Genomic DNA, 23595 nt, shown 5'->3' with positions numbered 1-23595 from the left:
ACTTAGTTATTCACGATGAAGTCACTTTCAAATAAGATATTGCTAGGCGTATTTTATAGTATTCTATTTCCTCATTCATATACAGATAGAGTTCCTTTATATTTTCAGAATAGTTTAAAGATCTGAATGCATTACCTATTTGATCCAATTCGGATGATGTGAAAAATTCAGACAAATCAACATCAGCTCCCTTTTCATAAAGTGATGCTAAATGCGAATAAATGGTGACCGGATTTGCCTTTCTAATACTGGCAATTTCATCAACAGAAAAACCTTGCTTATAATATTCGTAAGTTTTATAGAAAGATTCTCCACTCTTTTTAGCTTCTTTATTTTTAGCCTGAGCAAATTCCAATATCTCATTAATGAATAACTCACCATACAATTGGTACTTTCTATCTCCCACCCCCGATATCAATTTCATCTCGAACTCACTTGTAGGCTCTTCCTGAGCCATTTGCTGTAAAGTAGCGTCTGAAAAAACCAGATATGGAGCAATATTTTCTTCTCGAGAAATCTGAAGTCTTAGTTTTCTCAATGCCTCAAATAATCCTTCCCTGGCAACTTGCTTCTCTGTTTTTACAATTGGTTTTACTTCCGGCTCAGATTTCATAGATGCCAAATGAACCAAATTCACCAATCGTTCTCCAAACAGAACTTCTTTTCCCTGTTCTGTCAATTTTAGAGCATTGCCATTTTCGTAAGCCACTGATATAAAACCAAGATTCAGTAACTGAAGAAGATATTGTTGCCAATCGGAATGGGCTATATCTTTTCCAGCACCATATGTCTTGATTTTATTGTATCCCTTATTTATAATTTCTTGGCGAGAAGATCCTCTTAAGATATCAATTAAAGTTCCTGCAGCAACTTGTTCTTTCAATCGTACAATTGCTGAAAATGCTTTTTGTGCAATAATAGTTCCATCAAATAATCGAGGTGGATTCTTACAAACATCGCAATTGCCACAATCTTCTTCCAAATGTTCTCCAAAATAACTTAAGAGTATTTTTCTTCTACAATTCTGGGCATCGCAAAACTGTTGTATTCTTTCCAATTTGGCGTTCGAAACTTCTTTAAGAGCTGATTCCTCAATAAATCTTCTATGCACAATCACATCCGAAAAGCTATAAAACAACAAGGTATCCGCTTTTAAGCCGTCTCTACCTGCACGTCCAATTTCCTGATAATAAGACTCGATATTTCGTGGTAAATTGTAATGAATTACCCAACGAACATTTGACTTATCAATCCCCATTCCAAATGCAATGGTTGCACAAATTATCGGCACTTCATCATTGATAAAATCTTCCTGTCTTTGTGCACGCTCATCAGGTGATAAACCTGCGTGATAATAAGCCGCATTTATGCCAGCATTTCTCAATTTCTCGGCTAAGCCTTCGGTTGCCTTTCTGCTCAAACAATAGATAATTCCCGATTGATGCGGACGTTGTCTTAAAAATCCAAGTATCGATTTAAACTTGTCTCTGCCGGGAGCCACCGTTAAACTCAAATTTGGTCTGTCGAAGGAAGAAATAAATTTCTCAGGATTTTCTAAATTCAACTGACTTAATATGTCTTTTTGCGTTAAGTTATCCGCTGTAGCGGTTAAAGCAATTACTGGCACATGCGGAAATTGCTTCTTCAAATAAGACATTTTCGCGTACTCAGGACGAAAATCGTGTCCCCAAACCGAAATACAATGCGCTTCATCGATAGCAAACAAGTTGACTTTCATCTGCAAAAGCAAATAATAAAATTCCTGGCTCACTAATTTCTCGGGTGATACGTACAAGAGTTTTATATTACCCGCAGTAATGTTCTCCAATACCTTGGCTTGCTGCTGAGATGTTTGAGAACTATTTAAATAATCCGCATAAACACCATTGGCTCTTAATCCTTCCACCTGATCTTTCATCAATGCTATCAATGGCGAAACCACAATGGTAACTCCTTCCATGATTAAAGCTGGAATCTGATAGCACATCGATTTCCCTCCACCGGTAGGCATAATTACCACGGCATCGTTGCCTTTAAGCACCGATTGAATAACCTTTTCCTGCAATGGACGAAACTGATCGTATCCGAAATATCTTTTTAATGCGTGTTTTGCTGCCGACATTGATGAAATTTGATTGGGAAGACAAAGCTAGCACAATTAGAGGGAAGAATGAAGAAGATTTTATCAACAAATTGAGTAATTACTATCTTCTATTGATTATAAAACATGAAATATTAAATATGCTTTTGCAACATATTTAGCCCATTAAAAAGCTGATAAAGATCATATCAAAAAAATCACGGAAACCATTGCAAAAATTTACATTTGCAGCGAAATACAAACACAAAAACACAACCTTTTAGAATGAACGCAATTAAGTCGATTAAAGAGACGGATTTTTTGAAGAAGCGACGCTACGAAGCTGTCATGTTTCTTCTTACATTTTTCGGAATTTTTGGATACATCGGTCATACGATGGGCGTTGCCAATATGCTGAATACCATCATGAATACTGCATGGGATTTGTTAATGAATACCGTATTCTATATTATGGGAATTACCGTTTTATCGGGAGCATTAGGCAAGCTTTTAATTGAATTTGGAGTGGTTCGATTACTGGAAAAAATTCTTGCTCCACTTATGAAACCATTATTCAATCTTCCTGGTGTTGGCGCACTTGCGGGAGTATTGACTTTTTTATCGGATAATCCTGCTATTATTAGTTTGGCTAATGATAAGAATTTTAGCAAATACTTTAAAAACTACCAATTGGTTTCTTTAACCAATTTTGGTACTGCTTTCGGAATGGGATTAATTGTAATCACTTTCATGTCTACCCTAAAGATTCCTGGAAATGATGAGAATTTATTTATTCCTGCCCTTATTGGTCTTGTTGGTGCATTGTTTGGAGCTGTTGTTTCAACTAGATTAATGCAACGATTGATCAAAGGAAACATTCCTGTTCGTAAGGATAATGATTTTGAAGGTGCAACTGAAAAAATTAGCTTCAAATCGGAAGGTAGCGTATTCCTTCGTTTCCTTAACTCTATCTTAGATGGAGGAAAATCGGGAGTTGACTTAGGTCTTGCTATTATTCCTGGTGTTTTGATTATATCAACCATGGTTATGATGCTAACTTTTGGACCAAAAGATGCTGCTTTAGGATACCAGGGATTAGCTTATGAAGGAGTACCTATATTGCCTGAATTGGCTGGATATGTATGGTGGATTTTCGAAGGCTTATTCGGATTTAAACATCCAGAATTAATCGCATTTCCGGTGACATCTCTAGGTGCGGTTGGAGCGGCTTTATCATTGGTAAAAGCATTCCTTGCTAAAGGAATTATCGATGGAAACGTAATTGCCGTATTTACTGCAATGGGAATGTGTTGGAGTGGTTACTTAAGTACACATACCGCAATGTTAGATACCTTAAATTATCGTGAGTTAACATCAAAAGCACTGCTATCACATACCATTGGTGGTATACTTGCAGGTACTTTTGCTCATTACCTTTATGTATTGATAAGCATGTTTATCTAAAAATATTTCACACCTTTTACTTCGAGCCATTCCTTAGAGAATGGCTCTTTTTTTGCTCAATTAATGCCTTTTTCTATCTGTTAAGTCAAGATTAACTCTTTCATTAACCCTTAACAATTACTTTAGAGCTATATTTTTACACATAAATTTACACTAATGACAATTCTAAAGAAATTAAGCTATCTCTTTATTTTTTTCACATTATCGGCTTGCAATGCTTGTAGTGATTCAAATAATGATTCTGATAACTCATCGAAAAACTCTTCAGAAGTTCCTGCTGGAAAGTATTCTGCCGTTTTTGGTGGCGGACCATTCTACTCGGGTGGAATGGAAGTAATGGAAGATTTAAAATCATCAGGTTTTTCAACTGTGATTATTTGGACCATACATATTGGCGCTGATGCTAGTATGAATTTTAACGACACACCTATTATCAATGCAGAAGGTGAATACATAGGAGATCCAGAATGGAAAACCAGATTAGCTACCTTAACAACTGAACCAACTTCGGTTGACAGAATAGAACTTGGGGTTGGCGCATGGGGAGCTCAATCGTGGGAAAATATTAAAAACTTAATTGCTACCGAAGGAATCGGTCCTGACACAAAACTTTACAAGGCTTTTCAAAAATTACAAGATATTACTGGTGCATCTGCAATTAATTACGACGATGAAGTTACCTTCGATGTTCCTTCAACAGTTGAATTTAGCTTAATGCTTGCAGATATGGGATATAAAGTTGCGCTATGCCCTTTTAACGAAGATGAGTATTGGAAAGCGGTTTATGAACAAGTAGAAGCAAAACAGGCTGGAACTGTTGACCGAGTTTATTTGCAGTGCTACGCTGGTGGTTGGAAAAACAAACCTTCTCAGTGGAATCAATATTTCGGAGACTTAAAAGTATCCTACGGATTGTGGTGTCGAAATGGTGAAAACTGCAGTAATGGTGATAAACCAGCCATTATTCAAGAAAAAATCTCTAACGAAAAAGAGAATATCGATGGTGGATTTATTTGGCTGTATGATGATATTCAAAAATGTGCTGCTTATGGAAAAAGCAGTTCCTATGCAAAAGCAATCAATGACGGGTTAGAATAATAGTAGAAAAAGGGAAATTCAACTCAATGAATTTCCCTTTTTTATTTTAGATTCTATTTTCTTAATCCATAGTTACAACCGTTATTCCCGATCCTCCCATTTGAATTTTCTCATCTCTAAAATGTCGAACCAAACCTACAGTCTGCAAATATTCGCGAATCAACTGACGCAAAATTCCAGAGCCAGTTCCATGTAAAATTCTAAATTCTTTCACCTCTAGCATAATTGCCTCATCAACATGATTCATTACAATTTGTAATGCTTCATCGCCTCTCGTACCTCTAACATCCAAATCCTGTCTAAAATTCAGTTTCCTTTTGGAGATTCTCTCTTGAACCAATGCTGATGTTTGATTGTATGTCTTCTCTTGTTTCTTAACTTGTGATTTAGAAACTTTTGTAAGACGCTGAATTTTAACTGTTGTTTGTATACTTCCAAATGCAACAACAGCATTTTTATTATTGATTTCAATCACTTCTCCAACAGAAGTTTGACTATCTAGTTTTACATTATCTCCTTTCTCAATTACACCAGGGTTGAATTGTTTCTTGGCTTTTACAACTGGCTTACTTGCTTTAACCTGATTTACTTCCTCTTTAGCTCCTCGATTTTTTTTCTTTTCGCGATTTTGAAGTTTCTGAATTTTTCGGTTGATTCTCTCCTCTTCCTCCAGTTCAGACTGAGTTAATTCAACTTTCGTCTCTTCAAATTCCTTTCTAACTTTTCTGGTTTTTTCTTTTTCGGCTTTACTCTCTTTAATCTCGCGAATGGTTTTTTCTATCGTTTTATTGGCGTTCTGAAGCAATTGTTTCGCCTCTTCCTGTGCCTTTTCGATAATATCTTTACGCAGTTTACTGGCATCTTTTAGCTCTTTATCGTATTGCTCAACAAGCTGGTTGAGTTTCTTATCGTTTCTGCGTATTTTATCTCTTTTACCTTCCCAATATCGCTTATCGCGAACAATATCACGCAAGTGTTTGTCAAAATTGATGTGATCTTCACCAATTTTATCGGTTGCCGCTTTTAATATTTCTTCCGGTAAGCCAATTTTTCTTGCAATTTCAAATGCAAATGAAGAACCTGGCTTGCCAACCTCCAATTGAAATAAAGGTCTCATTTGATGCGAATCGTAAAGCATAGCTCCATTCTCAATTCCGTCAGCTTCCGAAGCAAAGTGTTTTAAGCCGGAATAGTGAGTAGTGATTACACCAAGAACTTGTTTACGATTCAACTTATCTAATATCGATTCGGCAATCGCGCCACCCAATGCAGGCTCCGTTCCTGTTCCAAACTCATCAATCAATACCAAAGTATCTTTATCTGAATTACGAAGGAAATGTTTCATGTTCATCAAGTGAGAACTGTAGGTACTTAAGTCGTTCTCGATAGATTGCTCATCTCCAATATCAATGAAAATTTTGTCGTAAATACCAATCTTTGATTCCTCTTCCATGGGAACCAAAAAGCCACACTGAAACATGTACTGTAACAATCCTACTGTTTGCAAACAAACCGATTTACCACCGGCATTAGGACCTGAAATCAAAATAATTCTCTTATCATCGTCAATTTGAAGATTTAAAGGGATCACTTTTCTACCTTCATTTTTCAGGGTAAGATATAAAAGCGGATGTGTTGCTTTTTCCCATAACAGAGTTGGTGTATTTACCATTTTAGGCAAAAGTGCATTCACTTGAATGCAGAACATTGCTTTTGCCCTGATAAAATCGATATTTGCTAAAAATTCGTAAGCGCGAAATAAATCGTCGATATATGGTCGAAGTTGAGCTGTAAACTCTTGTAATATTTTAATAATCTCACGACGTTCAGCATACTCCAATTCTCGAATTTCATTGTTGGTTTCAACAATTTCGGCAGGTTCAATATAACTGGTTTTTCCTGTTGCCGATTCATCGTGTACAATCCCTTTGATCTTACGTTTGTGACCTGCAGGAATTGGAATTACAATTCTACCATCACGAATAGAAAGTGCTACATCTCTATCCACCCAACCTTCACGTTGTGCCATCTTTAACATAGATTGCATGCGCTTTGATATGTTCGATTGCTTCTGAATCAAAGAGCTTCTAATTTGCTGTAATTCGGGCGATGCATTATCCTTTATTCTTCCATTCTTTGTGATAATACCATTGATTCTTTCGAAAATGTATGGATACATTTTCACGTTGCCAGTTAATTTCAACAGGTATGGATAATCATCCTCATCCTTCTTCTCAAAAAAGCGAAGAATGGCAGAAATCGACTCCAAAGAACGCTTTAAATTGTACAATTCCTCTAATTCCAGGTAAGTTCCATCAATACGAACTTTTTCCAAACTTCCTCTTACATCAATAAAGTAGCCAATTGGAAAACTCTCTTCTTCCTGGCAAATGGTTTTAAATTCATTGGTTTCGTTTACCAAACGATTTACAGTTCTGTGCGAATTGGAAAAACGAATTTCATCAACTAAATCGCGACCAAGCGAACTTAGACATTGCTTTTTAACAAGTTCTCTAACTTTATCGAACCTTAGTTTTATTTCAAAATTATCTGGATATATCACGTGCTAACTTTCTGTCTTAATTTATTCTTTGCAAAATTAACAAAACTGATGGATAGGCAAAAAGAAAGGAATAGCTCTTGTGAACTATTCCTTTTTATCTTCAACTGCTGATACTATTTTTTAAAATCTATAGGATAGTGTAATTTTAGCATCAGAATTAGTTAATCCAAAATTATAGCCATCTCTTCCCGATGTTTTATTACCATTAAGTTCATATTCCTTTTCATACCAACTTATTCCCGGCGTAACCTCTGCTCCTAATACAATATGATCATTTATTGGATAATTAATACCTAAAACAAGATTTACTCCATAATTTTTAGATTTATTTTCTAATTTATCCATTGAATCATACATATTAGAAGAGAGTTCTTTTTCCTTATTCTTATAATATCCATAAAATAAATCCCAACCATATTTAAATTTAAAGTTAGCAGTTAATTCACTATAATATTCTTTTCCTGCACTAAAACTAAAACCTAAACTTTTATATTCCTTATCTAAAACATTCAAATTCTCGGTTTCACTTTTAGAATTATTTAATGCTATAACATTAAACCTCCACATCGATTTCTCGTGCCCTATTTTATAAACAAAACCAAATTCGTCTAAATTATTAAAAGCAAGACCGATTTCCTTTACCCTATTCTTTTCTTGCCCAAATGATACATTTGCTATACAAACTATAACAATAAAAACTAATATTTTTCTCATGTGTTAAATATTAACATTAATGCTTACTCTTAAGATTTTCAGCAACCTCTCCCTTTAGAATTTCATACTAAATATAATAATTATAATGATTCAATAATAAACACATTCTTTATTTATCATTATTACAAATAAATAGATAAACAAAAAGCCCACACTTTCGTGCAGGCTCTTTATTCTTTTAATAAGGCAAATATTACTTATCTGCTACTTGTTTTTTATTCTTTACATGAGTTTCAAGCCATTGATCTTGCTCCCACAACATGTGCATGATATTTTCTTTTGATCGGTACGAATGACTTTCCTTTGGCAACATTACCAAACGAACTGTCGCTCCTAAACCTTTTAATGCATTAAAATAACGCTCACTTTGCATTGGATAAGTTCCTGAATTGTTATCAGCCTCACCATGAACCAATAGAAGTGCATGCTTCATTTTTTCAGCGTGCATAAAAGGAGACATGTTATAATATACCTTTGGTGCTTCCCAATAGTTTCTTTCCTCGCTTTGGAAACCAAACGGAGTAAGAGTTCTGTTGTAAGCTCCACTTCGCGCAATACCTGCCGCAAATAAATCCGAATGAGTCAACAAATTAGCTACCATAAATGCACCATAACTGTGTCCTCCACAAGCAACTCTTTCTCTATCGATATATCCCAAATCGTCAACCGCATCGATAGCTGCTTTTGCATTTGCAACTAACTGAGTGCGGAATGAGTCATTTGGTTCTTCATCACCCTCTCCAACAATTGGGAAAGAAGCATCATCTAAAACCGCATAACCACGAGTTACCCAAAATACAGGAGAAGCCCAATACAAATAGGTAAACTCATTTGGATTTGAAGTCGTTTGACCTGCACTAGCCTTATCCTTATATTCGGTTGGATAAGCCCAAAGAATCATTGGAACTCTCTCTTTTTTCTCCATATCGTATCCTACTGGAAGATATAAAGTTCCTGAAAGTTCAACGCCATCTTCTCTTTTGTAATTAATCACTTCTTTATGAATTCCTTCGATACTCTTAAAAGGATTTTCAAAAGCAGTAATTTGCTCTAACTTCTTATTTTTAAGTTTTCTGAAGAAATAGTTAGGATACTCATTGTTTGACTCAATTCGAACCAGCAATTCTTTTTTATCCGCATCAAAATCTCTTAGACTTTCTAATTTATCAGTATACTTCGACTGGTATAGACGCTTAGTTTCCTTACTCTTCAAATTAAATTTATCCAGGAATGGAAATTGACCTTCTTTTGAGTAACCAGCACCTAACAAATATGCATTATCACCATCAAGAGCAAGAACTGATTTTCCATACTTGTTTCTCTTGCTTACAAAACTTCCTGGATCATTATATCTATCCTGATAGTTACGATCGTAAATCTTGATTGGAGCTACTGAAGCATCCGATGGGTTAAAAATATAAGATTTAGTATTACGACTATTCCACCAGTAATCATGAGCAATAGCCATTTTTTCTGTTCCCCACTCAATATCGTAAAAACGATTGATTGTTTTCAAAATACTTTTTCCATTGCCATTAAAAGGAGCTTCTAACTGGAAAACTTCATCACGGAAATCAACTTTCGTTTCAGGATTTCCTCCATCTAAAGCTTCAACATAAATGATAGAAGCAGCTGCATCTGATCTCCACTGAACCGATCGACGACCTTTACGTACAGCCATAAATCCTTGTGGTAAATCTTCAATCAAAGGTACTGTTAATACATCCTCAACCTTTTTTGCATCCTTTGTATAGATAGTAGTTTTGGAAGGAAAACGATAGTAAGGTACTAAGTAAGAAAATGGTTTCTCAACAACACTTATCATTACATAGTTACCATCAGGAGAGAAAGTAACACTTTTGTACATCGCAGCTGATAACCATTTTTCTGATGATCCGTCCAATTTAACTTTAAACAATTCAGACATTGCCAATTGTTCGAAGTTGAATTCATCTGTTTTATTTTTCAACAAATCCTGATAAGTTCTGTTTTGAGCCTTTTTACCAGCATTTTCGGAAATCGTTGGTCCTGATGGAATAGAACTTTTCGCATTAATTAATTCTTTTCTTGCTTCAGCAACAAATTTCACCAATACCGATTCTCCATCTTTAAACCAATTGATAACATCTCTCAGGTTTGCATTAACTTTTCCTTCAGCAATTTTGTTTGCATTGGCCGTTTTTAGGTCCAAAACCCAAACTTCAACACCTTTAGCTGTTGTATTCGTCATTGCCAACTTTGATTGATCAGGAGACCATACAAAATTAGAAAATCGTGGATTTGTTGGTAATCCTTTGAATTGAATTGCATCATCCGATTTAGCACCCAATCGTCTTACTTTAACATTATTGTAATAGCTAACACGGCTGCCAATATTAGTCTTTGGATCAATGCGAAGTCCCCCTAAACGCATTTCTTCCTGCGACAATTCGGCAATTGTTTTGTACGCATCACGATACAACAATACCATGTTCTCTTTGCTCTCATCCATCAATACGGAAGGAGCTCGTTCAACATCAGCCAAATCCAAAATTTGTTTTGGAGGCTTTTGAAAGTCAATGTTATTTTGAGCATTGACATTTGCAGCTATAAAAAATAGCAGCACATAAATTAACTTTTTCATTTTTTTGTTGTTTTGGTATAGATATCATCCAAAAGGGATGGTTAGTTTTTTATTCTAAAGATCTTTCAAAAAAAAATCAATATTGAATGTAGAAAAATTACTTGTGAGGAAACCCTTTTTTTCGACAAAATGGCTATACAAGCAGATCAACAGATTTATTTTAATATTACATGAATGTTAAATTGATTAGAAAAGAACATTTCAAATTCTTCTTTATTATGGAAATTATTGATTTAGTTTGGCTCTGCCCATTTTAAAAATATTCCCTTATCTTAGATGACTTTCAATAAAAAATTCGATAACTCAATACCATTAACCCTTAATTTATGCATAGCATTAATGACTTTTTAACCCTAATTGAAGGATATTTAGGAGGAAGCCAGTGGTTTCCATTTATTCTTATTGGAACCGGTTTATTCTTTACTATTTATCTAAAATTCCCACAATTCCGTTTTTTTAAACATGCCATTAAAGTAGTTAGTGGCAAATACGACAAACCTGGTGAAAAAGGAGATGCTTCCCATTTTCAAGCTCTTACCACAGCTTTATCAGGAACCGTTGGTACTGGAAATATTGCAGGTGTAGCTCTTGCCATTTACCTGGGAGGACCGGCAGCCTTATTTTGGATGTTGGTAACCGCATTTCTGGGTATGACTACCAAATTTGTTGAGGTTACACTTTCGCACAAATATCGTGAAACCGACGAAAAGGGTTTTATCTCTGGTGGACCGATGTACTACATGAAAAATAAGCTGAATATGAAATGGCTAGCTGGTTTCTTTGCAGCCATGACTATTTTTTCTTCATTTGGAACAGGTAGTTTACCTCAGATTAACTCTATAACCAACTCTCTATATTCTACTTTTGGCTTCGATAAAATGATTGTAGGAGGAATCCTAACCGTTCTTTTAGCATTCGTAATTTTGGGAGGTATTAAGAGAATTGCCAAGGTAACCGAAAAGTTAGTTCCTAGTATGGCAATTATTTATTTTGTTGGTGCACTTGCCGTGATATTCTATAATTACGAAAATATTATTCCTTCGTTTGTTTCAATATTTACCAATGTATTCTCAGGAACTGCAGCTGTTGGTGGATTTTTAGGTGCTGGTTTTTCTTATGCATTAACTAAAGGTGTAAATCGTGGATTGTTCAGTAATGAGGCTGGTCAGGGTTCGGCTCCAATTGCTCATGCTGCTGCCAGAACGGAAGAGCCTGTATCTGAAGGTATGGTTGCTATTTTAGAGCCATTTATTGATACAATTATCATTTGTACATTAACAGGTTTGGTAATTCTTTCTTCAGGAGTATGGACTGAAAAATTACCGAATCGTTTCCAGTCAACTGATATGATTATAATGGCTGACCAATATGATGATACAAAAGAAGAGGATAGAACCAAGCTGATTCAGTTTTTAGGCAATCAAGCTGAACTTCCTGTATTTTCAGGTGAGTTAAATGTTGAGCAAGGTGTTATCAAAAATCAAATCAGCATTATCAATGCTCGATCCATAGCTGAAAAAGTTATGGTATACACTACCAATGATGATTTGTATACAGGAAGTATTAAAATACAGGATGGAAAATCTATATCTGAAAATGGAGTGTACTTTAAAGGTAATTCACTTGTTCACTCAGCACCACTAACTGCAGAAGCATTCTCCAGAAGTTTACTTGGTGATTGGGGACGTTGGATTGTGTCAATTGGATTACTGTTATTTGCATTCTCTACAGCCATAGCTTGGGCGTATTATGGTGGTCGTTCTGTAACTTATTTATTTGGAGCTAAAGGAGTTTTACCATACAGAATTATCTATTGTGCCGGATTTTTTATTGCCTCTTTTGCCGATACTACCATTATCTGGACCATTTCAGGTATCACAATTGTTTTAATGGCTCTGCCCAACTTGGCAGGTATATTAATGTTGCATAAGGATATGAAATCAACTCTAAACACCTATTGGGATAAGTTCAAAAAAGAACATCCCGAAGAGGTCTAAATAATTTCGATCACAAAAAAAGGGACGGTTTTCTGTCCCTTTTTTTGTATTTTATTATCTGGTAAAAAATCACAAATCAGTAAAATGGAAAATAGAGATTGGAGTCATTTTGTTCGTAAAATTCACATTAATGTGCCTATCGAAAAAGTCTACAAGTGTTGGGCTACCAGGCATAAATTGGAAAGATGGTTTCTTAAAAAAGTAACATTCAGAAGTGAAAATGGAGCTAAAAGAGCGTCAAAAGAATTTACTCAGACTGGTGATACCTATATATGGAAGTGGCACAATTGGGACGATGAGCAAAAAGGAAAGATTATTGAAGCAAACGGAAAAGATAAAATAGTATTTCAATTTGCCGATAACACCGTGAAAATAGAATTAAGTCGCCAAAAAGGAATGACTCTGGTAAAATTAACTCAAAGCGACATTAAATTGGATGAAGACAGTAAAATGAACAACTATGTTGGTTGCAGCAATGGATGGACATTTTGGATGACCAATCTTAAATCTTACCTGGAATATCATGTGCTTTTACATGATAGAACAGAAGATCCACTACACCCTAATGATGGATTCGAATATGTCAACATGTAATCACCAATCTTATTAATTAATGAATCACGTTTTTGAAAATAAAAGGAATGCCTCCTATTTCTCGTTTTGCTCATTCTCTACTCCAAGTATCAAACTTGTGAACAAGGAGCCGTTGTACCGGATATTATGGCAGAGAAAAGGAAACTCAACCATTATTGTTGATGGTATTCAATACCATATTCTTCAGAATCAGATTCTATTTCTTACTCCTCTTAACCAATTCGAGATTCTTGAGAATACGGATTGTTTAAATTTACTCTCTTTCAATCGTGAGTTTTATTGCATTCAACAGCACGATCATGAAGTTTCATGCCATGGCTATTTGTTTTTTGGTTCTTCTGAGGTGCCAATAGTATCACTGGATTCAAAGGAACAAGAAAGTTTTGATTTGTTGGTTCAAGTTATTCTCGAAGAATTTGAAAACTCTGATCAAATTCAAGGAGAAATGCTTCAGGTGCTTTTAAAGAGATTTCTTATAAAGTGTACCAGACTAGTAAGAAAGAACCTTAAAAATCCGGAAATTAATCAAGACAAGCTCGATCTTATTCGTCAGTATAATGTATTGGTTGAAATGCACTTTCGCGATAAACACAAGGTTGCTGATTATGCCGAATTACTGAATAAATCTCCTAAAACCATATCGAACCTATTTGGCGAGTACAACGATAAAACGCCCTTGCAAGTTATTCAGGAACGAATAGGCTTAGAAGCGAAACGATTATTCCTGTATACCGATAAAAGCGCAAAAGAAATTGCCTTTGAAATAGGCTTTGAAGATGCCGCTCACTTTAGTCGTTTTTTCAGAAAAATAGTGGGCAAAAGTCCAACTGAATTCAAAAAAACAGTCATTATTTAATCCAAAAGGAAAAATCATCAAGTCAGGGGGAAGAATAGCCATTCTTCCCCCTCTTTTATTGCTCCATCTTTGTAATAACAAAAGATCAAAACGCAAAAAGTTAAAAGATCATATATTAATAATTACAAAAAATATAACGAGATGAGAACAATTAAAGTACCAACAAGAGATCAAGTAGACGCTAAAGCACAACAGATTTTAGATAAGGTAAAAAGTCAATTGGGAATGGTTCCTAACTTGTATGCTACTATTGCATATTCGAGTGATACCTTAGAAAACTATCTTAACTTTTCAAGCAAAGCTGGTAAAGACAGTTTCTCGGGCAAGGAAATGGAAGCAATTAAACTTGCCGTATCAGAAGTAAACGGATGTGAATATTGTTTAGCTGCGCACACTGCAATTGCCAAAATGAATGGTTTTACCGAAGATGAAACGATTCAGTTAAGAGAAGGAAGTATTGCCGACGCCAAGCTTAACACTTTAAGCACTCTCGCTGCCGAAGTAGCTCAAAATAGAGGAAAAGTAAGTCAAAATAAACTAGATGAGTTTTTTGCTGCTGGATACGATGAAAAAGCCTTAATTGATTTTTTGGCAGTAGTAATGGAAATTTCATTTACCAATTACACTCACAACTTAACTCAAGTTCCAGTAGATTTTCCTAAAGCCAAATCTTTAAGTGAATCAGCTGCATAAATATCATCAAATATTACAAATTTGCTTTTAACATTGATCCCGTCTACTTGGCGGGATTTTTTATTTTATCACAATATCATACTGTTGAAGCAATCCTGCCAAGCCTTGTGCAGCGAACTTTGCTTTTTTAATTTTATTGGATTCCGGGTGAATCGAATAATTAATTGCAGTACTTAAATCTGCTTTTTCTAAAGTGGTATATTCAAAGGCTGCTCCGCTTAAATCACAATTTTCAAAAAGAGATTGACTAAGGTCAGCTTCAGTAAAATCAACTTCAGATAATTTACAGTCTCTAAACTTTATTGCTTTTAATTTTAATTGGTAAAACGAACTTAAATTCAACAGACAATTTGTAAAATTAAACGAAAGCATTAGATTGTTACAATCGGCAAAAGAGATTCCAAGCATTTTACAAGCATTGAATTCAATATCCCGAAGTGCAGTATTAATCACTTTTGCATTGCTTAAATCACAGCTTTCAAACTCGCATTCCAGAAAAATCAAATTCGATAAATCTGCATTGGCAAATGAACAATTTTTAAACCTACAATTATCGTACTCAGCTTTATCCATTTCCAAACCTGAAAAATCCTGATTTTCGAATACTTGTTCCTCTATATATTCCATATTATTTCAAATATATCTCTCCTGAACTATATGTTATTGCATTCCCCGAAATTCTCACACGTGTACCTCTGTTTTCACAATACAAAACTCCCATTCGTGAAGATATCTGATGAGCTAACATCTCCCTCTTATCCAATCTTTCACTCCAAAATGGAATTAAACTACAATGTGCAGAACCTGTTACGGGATCCTCAAAAATACTCGCTCCAGGTGTGAAAAATCGGGATACAAAATCTACCTTTTTCCCTCTTGATGTGCAAACAATTCCTCCATGTCCCAAATCAATACCTTCTAGTTTATTTTTATCTGGATTTAAAGCTAAAATTTCATCCTCATTCTCATAAACCAAAACATAGTCTCGTGATTTATATATCTCCTTTGGCAGAATGTTTAAGCTGGAAGAAATAATATCCGGCAATTCAGATTCCACAGGCACTCTCGACGGAAAATCCAGTTCATATTTACCTTCCTTGCAAGTAACATTCAACTCTCCACTTGACGATTCAAAACGAATAATATCTTCTTTATAATTCTGATGATTTTTTATAACATGAGCGGTAGCCAATGTAGCATGACCACACAAATCCATTTCAACTTCGGGCGTAAACCAACGAATACGAAATCCATTTTCTACAGGTACAAAAAAGGCTGTCTCCGCCAAATTATTTTCCCTCGTAATATTAAATAAAACCTCATCGGGCAACCACTCATTTAATGGAATTACACAAGCTGGATTACCACCAAACAACATATCTGTAAATGCATCAATATGATACTTCTTTAAATTCATAGCTCCTGTTATTTTTTAATTCTTCGATACGATGATTTCATGTAAACTTTATCCATCTCGCCATCTCTCATGTTTCCTATCTGATACTTATAATTATCCTCATCCATATAAATCCAGCTCTCTATTAAGGTTTCTCCATTGTAGTCATACTCATAATAAAGATCTTTATTATTGAAATAACAAATACCCGTAGTAATACCTCCGAAAATATCAAACTCCCAAAATTGAATCACTGAATCTTGAGTATTATAAGATCGAATCCCTTCATTCCTCAAGCCATATTCCTTACCTTTAGGATCAATGGTTCCATAAGTCTTTACCTTTACAATTTTTTGATTTACCCCCCAGGAAAAATCAACTTCCTGTTTAAATTTCTGACCGTTTGACCATTCTCCTTCTGTCAACCAAATGCCACCAACTAAATTATCAAAACCATTTAGCGGAGATACTTTTTGCGCTTCAACAGAAAGATTGATGGCTAAAAATAAAAATAGTGCAAGGAATATGTGCTTTAGTTTTTTCATGATGTTCTATCCTTTTAAGATTTTTTCAATATCAGGTGCATTAAATAAGTCCGATTTAATTACTTTCCCATCTTCCCGGTATAAAGGTTTGCCATCTGCATCCAGCTTACTCATATTGCTTTTGTGAACCTCCGAAAAAATATCGGGGTATTTATCCTGCAAGCCGAATTCCAATACTGTTCCCATTAGTACGTAATGAATATCTGCCAATGCATCTGCCACTTCAACCAAATCGCCAGATTCCCATGCAGCTTTTAATTCATCAACCTCTTCCTGTATAATATTCTGTCTCAATTCACACCTTTCACGACCTGGAATTTTTGGAGTCTGTTCTACGTTCACACCAAAAGCATCATGAAACTGATTTACTTTCTCTAACTCTGTCATTGTATAGTTTTCTGGTACAATTATCTTAAAAACTTAAATATCACCAATTCTTTTGAATTGATAAAATAGTCACATCAAAAGCTCAGCCTATGAAAAATTATCAGTGCCTAATGTGGAAAGCTTCCATAGCCTAATGTGGAACCATTCAACAGCTTAATATGGAACGCTTCAACAGCCTAATGTGGAGCTTCTCCATATTATAACAAAAAAAAGGCTTCCGATTGGAAGCCTTTACATATCTATACTTTTGAAATTACTTAATGGTAACAGCAAAAGTCAAAAACAATCTCTCTGTAGCAGGATTCAAGGTAATCCCTCCTTTAATAGGTAATGAAAACTGATCTGTAAGCTTAATTTGATCATACATGCACATGTTCACATTTACCACATTAAACTTGTCATCGTACATGCCTTCGAATGGCGAAAAACCAAGTGCCCAAGAGAATTTTTTCCCTGCAATTAGCTTAGAGTAACCAAATTCGAAATATGTTGAATACTGTTGATCTCCATTCTCATCTTTATCGAATTCTCCATAGAAAAGCACAGATCCCATTACTGAAATTGGGAATTTTGCATGCCCTTTAAATTTAGCTGTAGCATCGAATAGATGAACACTATTCTCACTATCAAAGTCGAAGAATTTCGAGTTTTCAAAATTTGGTCTCGGACAATAAAAATCGTACAAGCTAAACTGAAATAATGGTGTGTTGTACTGTACGTAGAAATCTACCTCTTGATAACTATCATCAGTAGCATAGGCTCCCCAAGCCCCAAAAGTAAATTTGCCGGTTTGTATCTCAAGTGTTGGCTCAATTGTAGGAGCTGTACCACTATTAGATCCACGCCACAAGTGTTTACTTACAAAGTCAATACTACGATTCACTTTGGTTTTCGATGGAAGATTTTCAGCAGAAACTCCCATACAGATAAATACCAACCCAAGTAAAGGGATCAGTTTTTTTAGGTTCATCAGTTAGAATATTTAAGTGTTGTTGTTTGCGTAAGGAAATATTACAATTCAGATTAATATATTTAGTTCTGTTATTTAATATCACCTCAAAAATTCGCTGCAAAAATAGATGAAAACACTTTTCTAAATCATGACAAATGTGGTCTTTTTGAACTGTTTTAGAACACATGTTTCTAGCATAAATAAACTTGCTGTACAATCTTAATTTATGGCATAAAAAAAGGAGAAAACTTCCGTTTTCTCCAATATCATTTACAATGATTATATCAATACTAGATATCCTTATAATCAGGCATAACAAACCAGAAAATAATGTAAACTAATAAACCAGGAAATCCGGCACTAAAAATAGAAATTAGCACATACAATATTCTCACAAGTGTAACATCAAGATTCAAATATTCAGCAATTCCCGCACAAACACCTGCGACCAACTTATTCGATGATCGTTTTAACTTTTTTGTCATGCAATATGTATTTAATCTTCAAATTCTTCGTCGTAAAGATCTTCCTGACTGTCCAATTCATCGTTATAGAAAGTTTCTGCTTCATCCAACAAATCTTCAATCATATTTTGATCTTCAGGAGTTTTATCCATCCAATGAATCGTTTGGTTGGAATTAAAATCTTCAACATCACATTCGATAATACATTTCGGATTGCGTGTGTGAACGATGAAAAGAGTGTCTGGTAACTCTTGTGAATTGTCTGCTAGTAAAAACTTTGGGAGCATAGTTGTAATTTATTTATTGTGCCGTAAATATATGAAGAGATTGAATCCCAAGCAACAAATTCCATGTTAACAATTCATAATTTTTAAAATTCTTAAATTCTCATTTTATTTAGATGCATGCAATCGATTTAAATAAGTAAAACGGCAATTGGCTGAAATTATTTTTGTTGCACTATGTTGGATTATTCAAAATATCTTCATATCCTTGTAGCCGAATAAGAGATCATTTAGTCCGATTTAAAACAAAATAATGAGTAATATCCTAAATAATAAAATGAATGTTTCTGTTGCATGTACAATGTGTTGTATGTGTATGGAAAATTGTGTTTTGCAAAAAGGAATTGCTTGATGAGTTAAATCGAATCAAAATATATAGAATAGCCTTTTTGCACTCGCAGAAAGGCTTTTTTTATGAATTCAATTGCTTTAGATATAGCATATTAAAATTAAGAATGAATTTCAAAAATTCACATATCAGTATCCAACTCAACATTTTTGCATGTTGTTGTATGTGTATGTTATGGTTTCCTCCCTAGCAGAATTCGTTGTGCACTATTATGACCAAGCATATCGAGCCTTTCTGCAATCCAGAAAGGCTCTTTTTTTATTTGTAAGCAAAAGAAATGAAAGAAAAAACCTACAGAAGCATCGCCAAAACCATTTCATGGAGAACTATTGGAACCATAGATACCGTCTTAATTTCATGGTTGATCATTGGCGATATCACCTGGGCAATGTCGATTGGTGGTGTAGAACTCTTCACTAAAATGGGGCTTTATTTTCTACACGAAAGAACATGGAATAAAATCAAATTTGGAAGAGAAGAAAAACATCCCGTTGATTATCACATTTAAAAACAAGCATTATGTCGAAAAAACAATTTTTACCCATAGCAATAGATGTTACCGATAAAAAAATTCTGATTATCGGAGGAGGCGAAGATGCCTACAAAAAACTAAAAATACTGCAGCGAAGCACAAATTTAATTGAAATTATTGCTCCCAAAATCATTAGCTGGATTAAGAATTCGGGTATAGTTTATCACGAACAACAATACCACAAAGATTTTCTGAAAGACTACTATCTCATCTACAGTTGTGTTGATGATCCTTCGTTTGTCAAGCAATTAATTCGCGATTGTCGTGATGTTAACGTGTTACTAAATGTTCACGATCAACCAGAATTTTGTGAATTTGTTTCTCCTGCCATTTACAAACGGGAAAATATCAGCATTGCTGTAAGTTCAAATGGCGAAGATGTGTACAAATCCATCCAAATCCGCAATCAGTTAAAGGATTACTTTGAAAATTACCGATTACAAAAACTACTAATTGCAAACTAAATCATGACAACAAATTATAAACTAAATACAGAACAACTCGAGCAGCTTAACTCGATTATTAAAAATCTCTCAAACGAACAGTTGGTTTGGGTGGACGGATACATTTCAGGAATTATAAATGGAAATGCAAGCGCAGATAGTTCTTCGATTCAAACTCCTGTAACTTCTTCTGAAAAAATCACCATTCTTTACGGGACTCACACAGGTCACAGCAAAGAAATTGCCACTGATTTGCACGAGAGAATTAAAGCTTTAGGATTTAATCCAAATCTTAAATCTCTTGATGATTACAAAAAGAATGATCTAAAAAAGGAGAAATATCTATTTCTAATTGTGAGTACTCACGGTGAAGGCGAACCACCTTTACAAGCTGAAGATTTTCATGAATACGTTCTTGGTTCAAGAGCGCCGAAACTTAATGAAACCAAATTCTCTGTTTTAGCTCTTGGCGATAAATCGTACAAAAAATTTTGCCAAACAGGGGTAGATTTTCATGAAGCATTTACAAAATTAGGAGGAGAGGCAATTGTTCCCATTCAAAAAGCAGATGTTGCTTATGAAGAAGATGCTGTCAATTGGATTGAGGCAATCGCAGAAGAATTGAAAAAATTAAACCCAGAAATCAGTTCAACCAGCACAAGCAATGCCGTTGTCCAGGTAAAGAAGAAATTCAACAGAGCCAATCCTTTTTATGCAGAGGTGTTGGATAAGGTAAGAATTACTACCGATAAGTCTGAAAAAGAAATATTCCATGTTGAAATCTCATTGGAGGATTCAGGTATAAGTTATGAAGCGGGAGACAGCATAGGAATTTTACCAAACAATCCTGTTGATCTGGTCGAACTGATCATCAATTTCTTTGGGGATGATCCGGAAAGAATAGTAAGTGTTGGAGGTAAGCAGTTGTCGATTTTCAGCGCACTACAGCACAAATTAGAAATTACCGTGCTCAATAAAGAGGTTCTTGAAAAATACAATGCAATTGTAAACAACAGCAAACTGGCTTCGCTACTTGAAAATGAGAAAGCACTTGACAAATACCTTTACGGTGCCGATGTTTACGATCTGTTAGAAGATTACCAGGGAAAGATTCAAGCCGATGAATTGCTAGGAATTCTAAGAGTATTATACGCTCGCCTCTACTCGATTTCTTCCGGTCCGGCTCAGAATCCTGAAGAAGTTCATGTTACCGTGGCTTCCCTTAGATACAAGCATAAAAAACGAGATCGAAACGGAGCATGTTCAACCTACCTGTCCGATCAAATTAATATTGGCGATCACATTCCAATATTTATTGAAAAAAACGAAGCATTCCGATTGCCAAAGGAGAATAACAAAGCAGTAATAATGGTGGGTGCCGGAACGGGAATTGCTCCTTATCGAAGTTTTCTTCAAGAACTGGAACAAAAGGGCGAAAATGCAAACAGTTGGTTGTTCTTTGGGAACCAAAGATTCAAGGAGGATTTCCTGTATCAGGTCGAATGGCAGAAATACCTTCAAAAAGGAGTCCTGAACAAATTAGATGTAGCTTTCTCGAGAGATCAGCAAGAAAAAACTTACGTGCAACATCGACTAAAAGAGAATGCCAAAGAAGTTTTCAAATGGCTGGAAAGTGGAGCTCATTTTTATATCTGCGGTGATAAAAATTACATGGCTAAAGATGTTCAGCATACCTTAAAAGAGATTATCGAAATTGAAGGAGGAGTTACTCCCGATAAAGCTGAAGAATACTTTAAGAAGCTCAAAAAAGAAAGAAGACTTCTTTTAGATGTGTATTAAACGGATAGTAAACCAGTTTAGATTAAAGCAAAACAAATCATGACAGATAAAAATATAAATTGGGCTGAATTGTCCGAAATAGAAAAAATAAAAACCGATAGCAATTATTTACGCGGCACATTAGAGGAAAGTCTTGCCAATAGCGTAACTGATGCAATTGCGCTTGATGATCGACAGGTATCTAAATTTCATGGCATTTATCAACAATTTGACAGAGATACTGAACGTGAACGAAAGAAACAAAAATTGGAACCCGATTACTCTTTTTTAATAAGGGTAAGAGTTCCCGGTGGATTAGTGAATGCGGACCAGTGGTTACAAATGGATCGGATCTCTGATGAATATGCCAACGGAACTTTAAAGCTAACAACCCGACAGGCGTTTCAATTTCATGGGGTACTAAAAGGAAATTTGAAACCAAGTATTCAGTCCATAAATCAATCTCTGTTAGATACCATTGCCGCTTGTGGTGATGTAAACAGAAATGTAATGGCAAGTCCACATCCTTATTCCTCCAATGTATTTAATCAGGTTCAGGAATATGCCAATAAGGTTAGTGATCATCTTACTCCACGTACTCCGGCATACTATGAAATTTGGTTAGACAAAAAAAAGGTAGCCGAAGGAAGTGCAGGTGAAGTGGAGCCTCTCTACGGACCGGTATATTTGCCGCGTAAATTTAAGATTGGATTTACCATTCCTCCCTTTAACGATACCGATGTTTTCACCCAGGATATTGGATTTATTGCCATAGAAAATAATGGTGTTTTAGAAGGTTTTAATATTGTTGTGGGAGGTGGAATGGGAACCACATTTGGCGATGCAGAAACTTATCCTAGATTGGGAACTGTTTTGGGTTTTGCAAAGGCTGAAAACACAGTTGATGTAGCTGAGAAAATTGTACTGGTTCAGAAAGAACAAGGAAACAGAAAAGTAAGAAAGAATGCCCGTTTAAAATATACCATTGATCGTTTGGGAATTGATAAATTTAAAGATCTATTACACGAAAAATTGGGCTATGAACTGGAAGAGGAACGTACCTATACCCTAATTCGAAATGGAGATAAATTTGGATGGCATCAAACCGTAAATAAAGAATGGTATTTGGGGCTATTTATAGAAGGTGGTAGAGTGAAAGATGAAGAAAATATAAAGCTAAAAACCGCTCTGCGAGAGATAGCAGAATTAAAAATATCTGACTTCCGATTATCAGGGAATCAGAACTTGATTCTTGGAAAAATTAAGGAATCTGACAAAAGCAAGGTCAATCAAATTCTTAAAAAGTACGGATTATTTCCACAAGCAATTTCCGGAACAAGAGCCAACTCTATAGCTTGTGTTGCATTAAACACTTGTAGTTTGGCATTTGCCGAGGCAGAAAGGTATTTACCAAATTTAATTGACAAAATTGAGAATGGTTTAAGTGAATTCGGATTGTATAAAGATGAAATTGTGATTCGAATGACTGGTTGTGCCAATGGTTGTGGAAGACCTTATGTTGCCGAAATAGGCTTTATAGGAAAAGGTCCGGGCAGGTACAACCTCTATTTGGGAGGAAACTTCAATGGTACTCGCTTAAATAATCTTTACAGAGAAAATGTAAACGAAGATGAAATTCTTACCGAATTACGTCCTCTTCTTAAAGATTACTCCGAAACCAGAGAAGATGGAGAAACTTTCGGGGACTTTATTATCCGCAAAAAGTATGTTGATGAAATAGTGAAGGGACAAGATTTTAAGCATTAGGCTTGAACTCCAATT

At 35.2% G+C, this 23595-nt stretch carries 21 protein-coding genes; 10 read left to right on the top strand and 11 right to left on the bottom strand.

The genetic code is table 11. From position 1 onward, the window contains the following. Nucleotides 1-10: 10 nt before the first annotated feature. Nucleotides 11-2122 (bottom strand): DNA helicase RecQ, encoded by a 2112-nt coding sequence (recQ, locus tag GCQ56_RS03730; RefSeq protein ID WP_152733037.1) that lies wholly within the window; start codon nucleotides 2120-2122, stop codon nucleotides 11-13. Between the two features lie 243 nt (nucleotides 2123-2365). Here recQ and GCQ56_RS03725 point away from each other — a divergent pair, with 243 nt between their 5' ends. Together GCQ56_RS03725 and GCQ56_RS03720 are read left to right on the top strand one after the other, a co-directional pair. Further along, entirely contained in the window at nucleotides 2366-3544 is a 1179-nt protein-coding gene (locus tag GCQ56_RS03725) for a nucleoside recognition domain-containing protein (protein WP_152733036.1), read from the top strand. Between the two features lie 156 nt (nucleotides 3545-3700). After that, the gene (locus GCQ56_RS03720) at nucleotides 3701-4642 is read left to right on the top strand and encodes a lysyl endopeptidase (protein ID WP_152733035.1); all 942 of its coding nucleotides are present in this window, start codon (nucleotides 3701-3703) and stop codon (nucleotides 4640-4642) included. Between the two features lie 61 nt (nucleotides 4643-4703). Here GCQ56_RS03720 and GCQ56_RS20735 read toward each other — a convergent pair whose 3' ends face one another. From GCQ56_RS20735 to GCQ56_RS03705, 3 genes are all read right to left on the bottom strand, one after another. Next, the gene (locus GCQ56_RS20735; protein ID WP_299992867.1) at nucleotides 4704-7205 is read right to left on the bottom strand and encodes an endonuclease MutS2; all 2502 of its coding nucleotides are present in this window, start codon (nucleotides 7203-7205) and stop codon (nucleotides 4704-4706) included. Between the two features lie 120 nt (nucleotides 7206-7325). After that, nucleotides 7326-7919: a hypothetical protein gene (locus GCQ56_RS03710; protein ID WP_152733034.1), complete on the bottom strand. Its 594-nt coding sequence runs from the start codon at nucleotides 7917-7919 to the stop codon at nucleotides 7326-7328. Between the two features lie 193 nt (nucleotides 7920-8112). Beyond that, the gene (locus GCQ56_RS03705) at nucleotides 8113-10542 is read right to left on the bottom strand and encodes a S9 family peptidase (protein ID WP_152733033.1); all 2430 of its coding nucleotides are present in this window, start codon (nucleotides 10540-10542) and stop codon (nucleotides 8113-8115) included. Nucleotides 10543-10868: 326 nt separating this feature from the next. Here GCQ56_RS03705 and GCQ56_RS03700 point away from each other — a divergent pair, with 326 nt between their 5' ends. From GCQ56_RS03700 to GCQ56_RS03685, 4 genes are all read left to right on the top strand, one after another. Next, nucleotides 10869-12539 carry a sodium:alanine symporter family protein gene (locus GCQ56_RS03700; protein WP_152733032.1) on the top strand — a complete coding sequence of 557 codons (1671 nt, stop codon included), beginning with the start codon at nucleotides 10869-10871 and terminating at the stop codon, nucleotides 12537-12539. Between the two features lie 84 nt (nucleotides 12540-12623). Then, complete coding sequence (locus GCQ56_RS03695; RefSeq protein ID WP_152733031.1) at nucleotides 12624-13133, top strand: SRPBCC domain-containing protein; 510 nt, start codon at nucleotides 12624-12626, stop codon at nucleotides 13131-13133. Between the two features lie 19 nt (nucleotides 13134-13152). Further along, nucleotides 13153-13989 carry an AraC family transcriptional regulator gene (locus GCQ56_RS03690; RefSeq protein WP_152733030.1) on the top strand — a complete coding sequence of 279 codons (837 nt, stop codon included), beginning with the start codon at nucleotides 13153-13155 and terminating at the stop codon, nucleotides 13987-13989. Nucleotides 13990-14130: 141 nt separating this feature from the next. Then, nucleotides 14131-14682, top strand: a complete 552-nt coding sequence (locus GCQ56_RS03685) for a carboxymuconolactone decarboxylase family protein (RefSeq protein WP_152733029.1) — start codon at nucleotides 14131-14133, stop codon at nucleotides 14680-14682. 60 nt (nucleotides 14683-14742) lie between these two features. On the opposite strand, the gene GCQ56_RS03680 is transcribed toward GCQ56_RS03685, so the two are convergent. The 7 genes from GCQ56_RS03680 to GCQ56_RS03650 form a co-directional block, all read right to left on the bottom strand. Then, entirely contained in the window at nucleotides 14743-15309 is a 567-nt protein-coding gene (locus tag GCQ56_RS03680; protein WP_152733028.1) for a pentapeptide repeat-containing protein, read from the bottom strand. A 1-nt stretch (nucleotide 15310) separates the two neighbouring features. Beyond that, the gene (locus GCQ56_RS03675) at nucleotides 15311-16099 is read right to left on the bottom strand and encodes a PhzF family phenazine biosynthesis protein (protein ID WP_152733027.1); all 789 of its coding nucleotides are present in this window, start codon (nucleotides 16097-16099) and stop codon (nucleotides 15311-15313) included. A gap of 8 nt (nucleotides 16100-16107) precedes the next feature. Next, nucleotides 16108-16623, bottom strand: a complete 516-nt coding sequence (locus GCQ56_RS03670; RefSeq protein ID WP_152733026.1) for a hypothetical protein — start codon at nucleotides 16621-16623, stop codon at nucleotides 16108-16110. A gap of 6 nt (nucleotides 16624-16629) precedes the next feature. Further along, a complete protein-coding gene (locus GCQ56_RS03665) occupies nucleotides 16630-17010 on the bottom strand; it encodes a nucleoside triphosphate pyrophosphohydrolase family protein (RefSeq protein ID WP_152733025.1) in 381 nt (126 codons plus the stop codon). 253 nt (nucleotides 17011-17263) lie between these two features. Continuing rightward, nucleotides 17264-17980: a hypothetical protein gene (locus tag GCQ56_RS03660; RefSeq protein ID WP_152733024.1), complete on the bottom strand. Its 717-nt coding sequence runs from the start codon at nucleotides 17978-17980 to the stop codon at nucleotides 17264-17266. Nucleotides 17981-18252: 272 nt separating this feature from the next. After that, a complete protein-coding gene (locus GCQ56_RS03655; RefSeq protein WP_152733023.1) occupies nucleotides 18253-18447 on the bottom strand; it encodes a PspC domain-containing protein in 195 nt (64 codons plus the stop codon). A gap of 11 nt (nucleotides 18448-18458) precedes the next feature. Continuing rightward, complete coding sequence (locus GCQ56_RS03650) at nucleotides 18459-18713, bottom strand: hypothetical protein (RefSeq protein WP_152733022.1); 255 nt, start codon at nucleotides 18711-18713, stop codon at nucleotides 18459-18461. Between the two features lie 623 nt (nucleotides 18714-19336). On the opposite strand from GCQ56_RS03650, the gene GCQ56_RS03645 reads away from it, so the two are divergent. Genes GCQ56_RS03645 through GCQ56_RS03630 form a run of 4 tightly spaced genes read left to right on the top strand, consistent with a single transcriptional unit; the run spans nucleotide 19337 to nucleotide 23580 of the window. After that, entirely contained in the window at nucleotides 19337-19567 is a 231-nt protein-coding gene (locus GCQ56_RS03645) for a DUF2061 domain-containing protein (protein WP_152733021.1), read from the top strand. Nucleotides 19568-19578: 11 nt separating this feature from the next. After that, nucleotides 19579-20055: a bifunctional precorrin-2 dehydrogenase/sirohydrochlorin ferrochelatase gene (locus tag GCQ56_RS03640; RefSeq protein WP_152733020.1), complete on the top strand. Its 477-nt coding sequence runs from the start codon at nucleotides 19579-19581 to the stop codon at nucleotides 20053-20055. A gap of 3 nt (nucleotides 20056-20058) precedes the next feature. Further along, nucleotides 20059-21834, top strand: a complete 1776-nt coding sequence (locus tag GCQ56_RS03635) for an assimilatory sulfite reductase (NADPH) flavoprotein subunit (RefSeq protein WP_152733019.1) — start codon at nucleotides 20059-20061, stop codon at nucleotides 21832-21834. A 39-nt stretch (nucleotides 21835-21873) separates the two neighbouring features. Beyond that, nucleotides 21874-23580 carry an NADPH-dependent assimilatory sulfite reductase hemoprotein subunit gene (locus GCQ56_RS03630; RefSeq protein ID WP_152733018.1) on the top strand — a complete coding sequence of 569 codons (1707 nt, stop codon included), beginning with the start codon at nucleotides 21874-21876 and terminating at the stop codon, nucleotides 23578-23580. Nucleotides 23581-23595 lie beyond the last annotated feature (15 nt).

It is taken from the genome of Marinifilum sp. N1E240, assembly GCF_009295825.1.
Classification (GTDB): Bacteria; Bacteroidota; Bacteroidia; order Bacteroidales; family Marinifilaceae; genus Marinifilum_A; species Marinifilum_A sediminis.
This window is presented reverse-complemented; position numbering and strand designations above follow the sequence as displayed.

What these genes read in the sequence shown, in the direction of transcription:
- recQ (WP_152733037.1), bottom strand. Translation starts at nt 2,122, where the DNA reads ATGTCGGCAGCAAAACACGCATTAAAAAGATATTTCGGATACGATCAG.
- GCQ56_RS03725 (WP_152733036.1), top strand. Translation starts at nt 2,366, where the DNA reads ATGAACGCAATTAAGTCGATTAAAGAGACGGATTTTTTGAAGAAGCGA.
- GCQ56_RS03720 (WP_152733035.1), top strand. Translation starts at nt 3,701, where the DNA reads ATGACAATTCTAAAGAAATTAAGCTATCTCTTTATTTTTTTCACATTA.
- GCQ56_RS03710 (WP_152733034.1), bottom strand. Translation starts at nt 7,919, where the DNA reads ATGAGAAAAATATTAGTTTTTATTGTTATAGTTTGTATAGCAAATGTA.
- GCQ56_RS03705 (WP_152733033.1), bottom strand. Translation starts at nt 10,542, where the DNA reads ATGAAAAAGTTAATTTATGTGCTGCTATTTTTTATAGCTGCAAATGTC.
- GCQ56_RS03700 (WP_152733032.1), top strand. Translation starts at nt 10,869, where the DNA reads ATGCATAGCATTAATGACTTTTTAACCCTAATTGAAGGATATTTAGGA.
- GCQ56_RS03695 (WP_152733031.1), top strand. Translation starts at nt 12,624, where the DNA reads ATGGAAAATAGAGATTGGAGTCATTTTGTTCGTAAAATTCACATTAAT.
- GCQ56_RS03690 (WP_152733030.1), top strand. Translation starts at nt 13,153, where the DNA reads ATGAATCACGTTTTTGAAAATAAAAGGAATGCCTCCTATTTCTCGTTT.
- GCQ56_RS03685 (WP_152733029.1), top strand. Translation starts at nt 14,131, where the DNA reads ATGAGAACAATTAAAGTACCAACAAGAGATCAAGTAGACGCTAAAGCA.
- GCQ56_RS03680 (WP_152733028.1), bottom strand. Translation starts at nt 15,309, where the DNA reads ATGGAATATATAGAGGAACAAGTATTCGAAAATCAGGATTTTTCAGGT.
- GCQ56_RS03675 (WP_152733027.1), bottom strand. Translation starts at nt 16,099, where the DNA reads ATGAATTTAAAGAAGTATCATATTGATGCATTTACAGATATGTTGTTT.
- GCQ56_RS03670 (WP_152733026.1), bottom strand. Translation starts at nt 16,623, where the DNA reads ATGAAAAAACTAAAGCACATATTCCTTGCACTATTTTTATTTTTAGCC.
- GCQ56_RS03665 (WP_152733025.1), bottom strand. Translation starts at nt 17,010, where the DNA reads ATGACAGAGTTAGAGAAAGTAAATCAGTTTCATGATGCTTTTGGTGTG.
- GCQ56_RS03660 (WP_152733024.1), bottom strand. Translation starts at nt 17,980, where the DNA reads ATGAACCTAAAAAAACTGATCCCTTTACTTGGGTTGGTATTTATCTGT.
- GCQ56_RS03655 (WP_152733023.1), bottom strand. Translation starts at nt 18,447, where the DNA reads ATGACAAAAAAGTTAAAACGATCATCGAATAAGTTGGTCGCAGGTGTT.
- GCQ56_RS03650 (WP_152733022.1), bottom strand. Translation starts at nt 18,713, where the DNA reads ATGCTCCCAAAGTTTTTACTAGCAGACAATTCACAAGAGTTACCAGAC.
- GCQ56_RS03645 (WP_152733021.1), top strand. Translation starts at nt 19,337, where the DNA reads ATGAAAGAAAAAACCTACAGAAGCATCGCCAAAACCATTTCATGGAGA.
- GCQ56_RS03640 (WP_152733020.1), top strand. Translation starts at nt 19,579, where the DNA reads ATGTCGAAAAAACAATTTTTACCCATAGCAATAGATGTTACCGATAAA.
- GCQ56_RS03635 (WP_152733019.1), top strand. Translation starts at nt 20,059, where the DNA reads ATGACAACAAATTATAAACTAAATACAGAACAACTCGAGCAGCTTAAC.
- GCQ56_RS03630 (WP_152733018.1), top strand. Translation starts at nt 21,874, where the DNA reads ATGACAGATAAAAATATAAATTGGGCTGAATTGTCCGAAATAGAAAAA.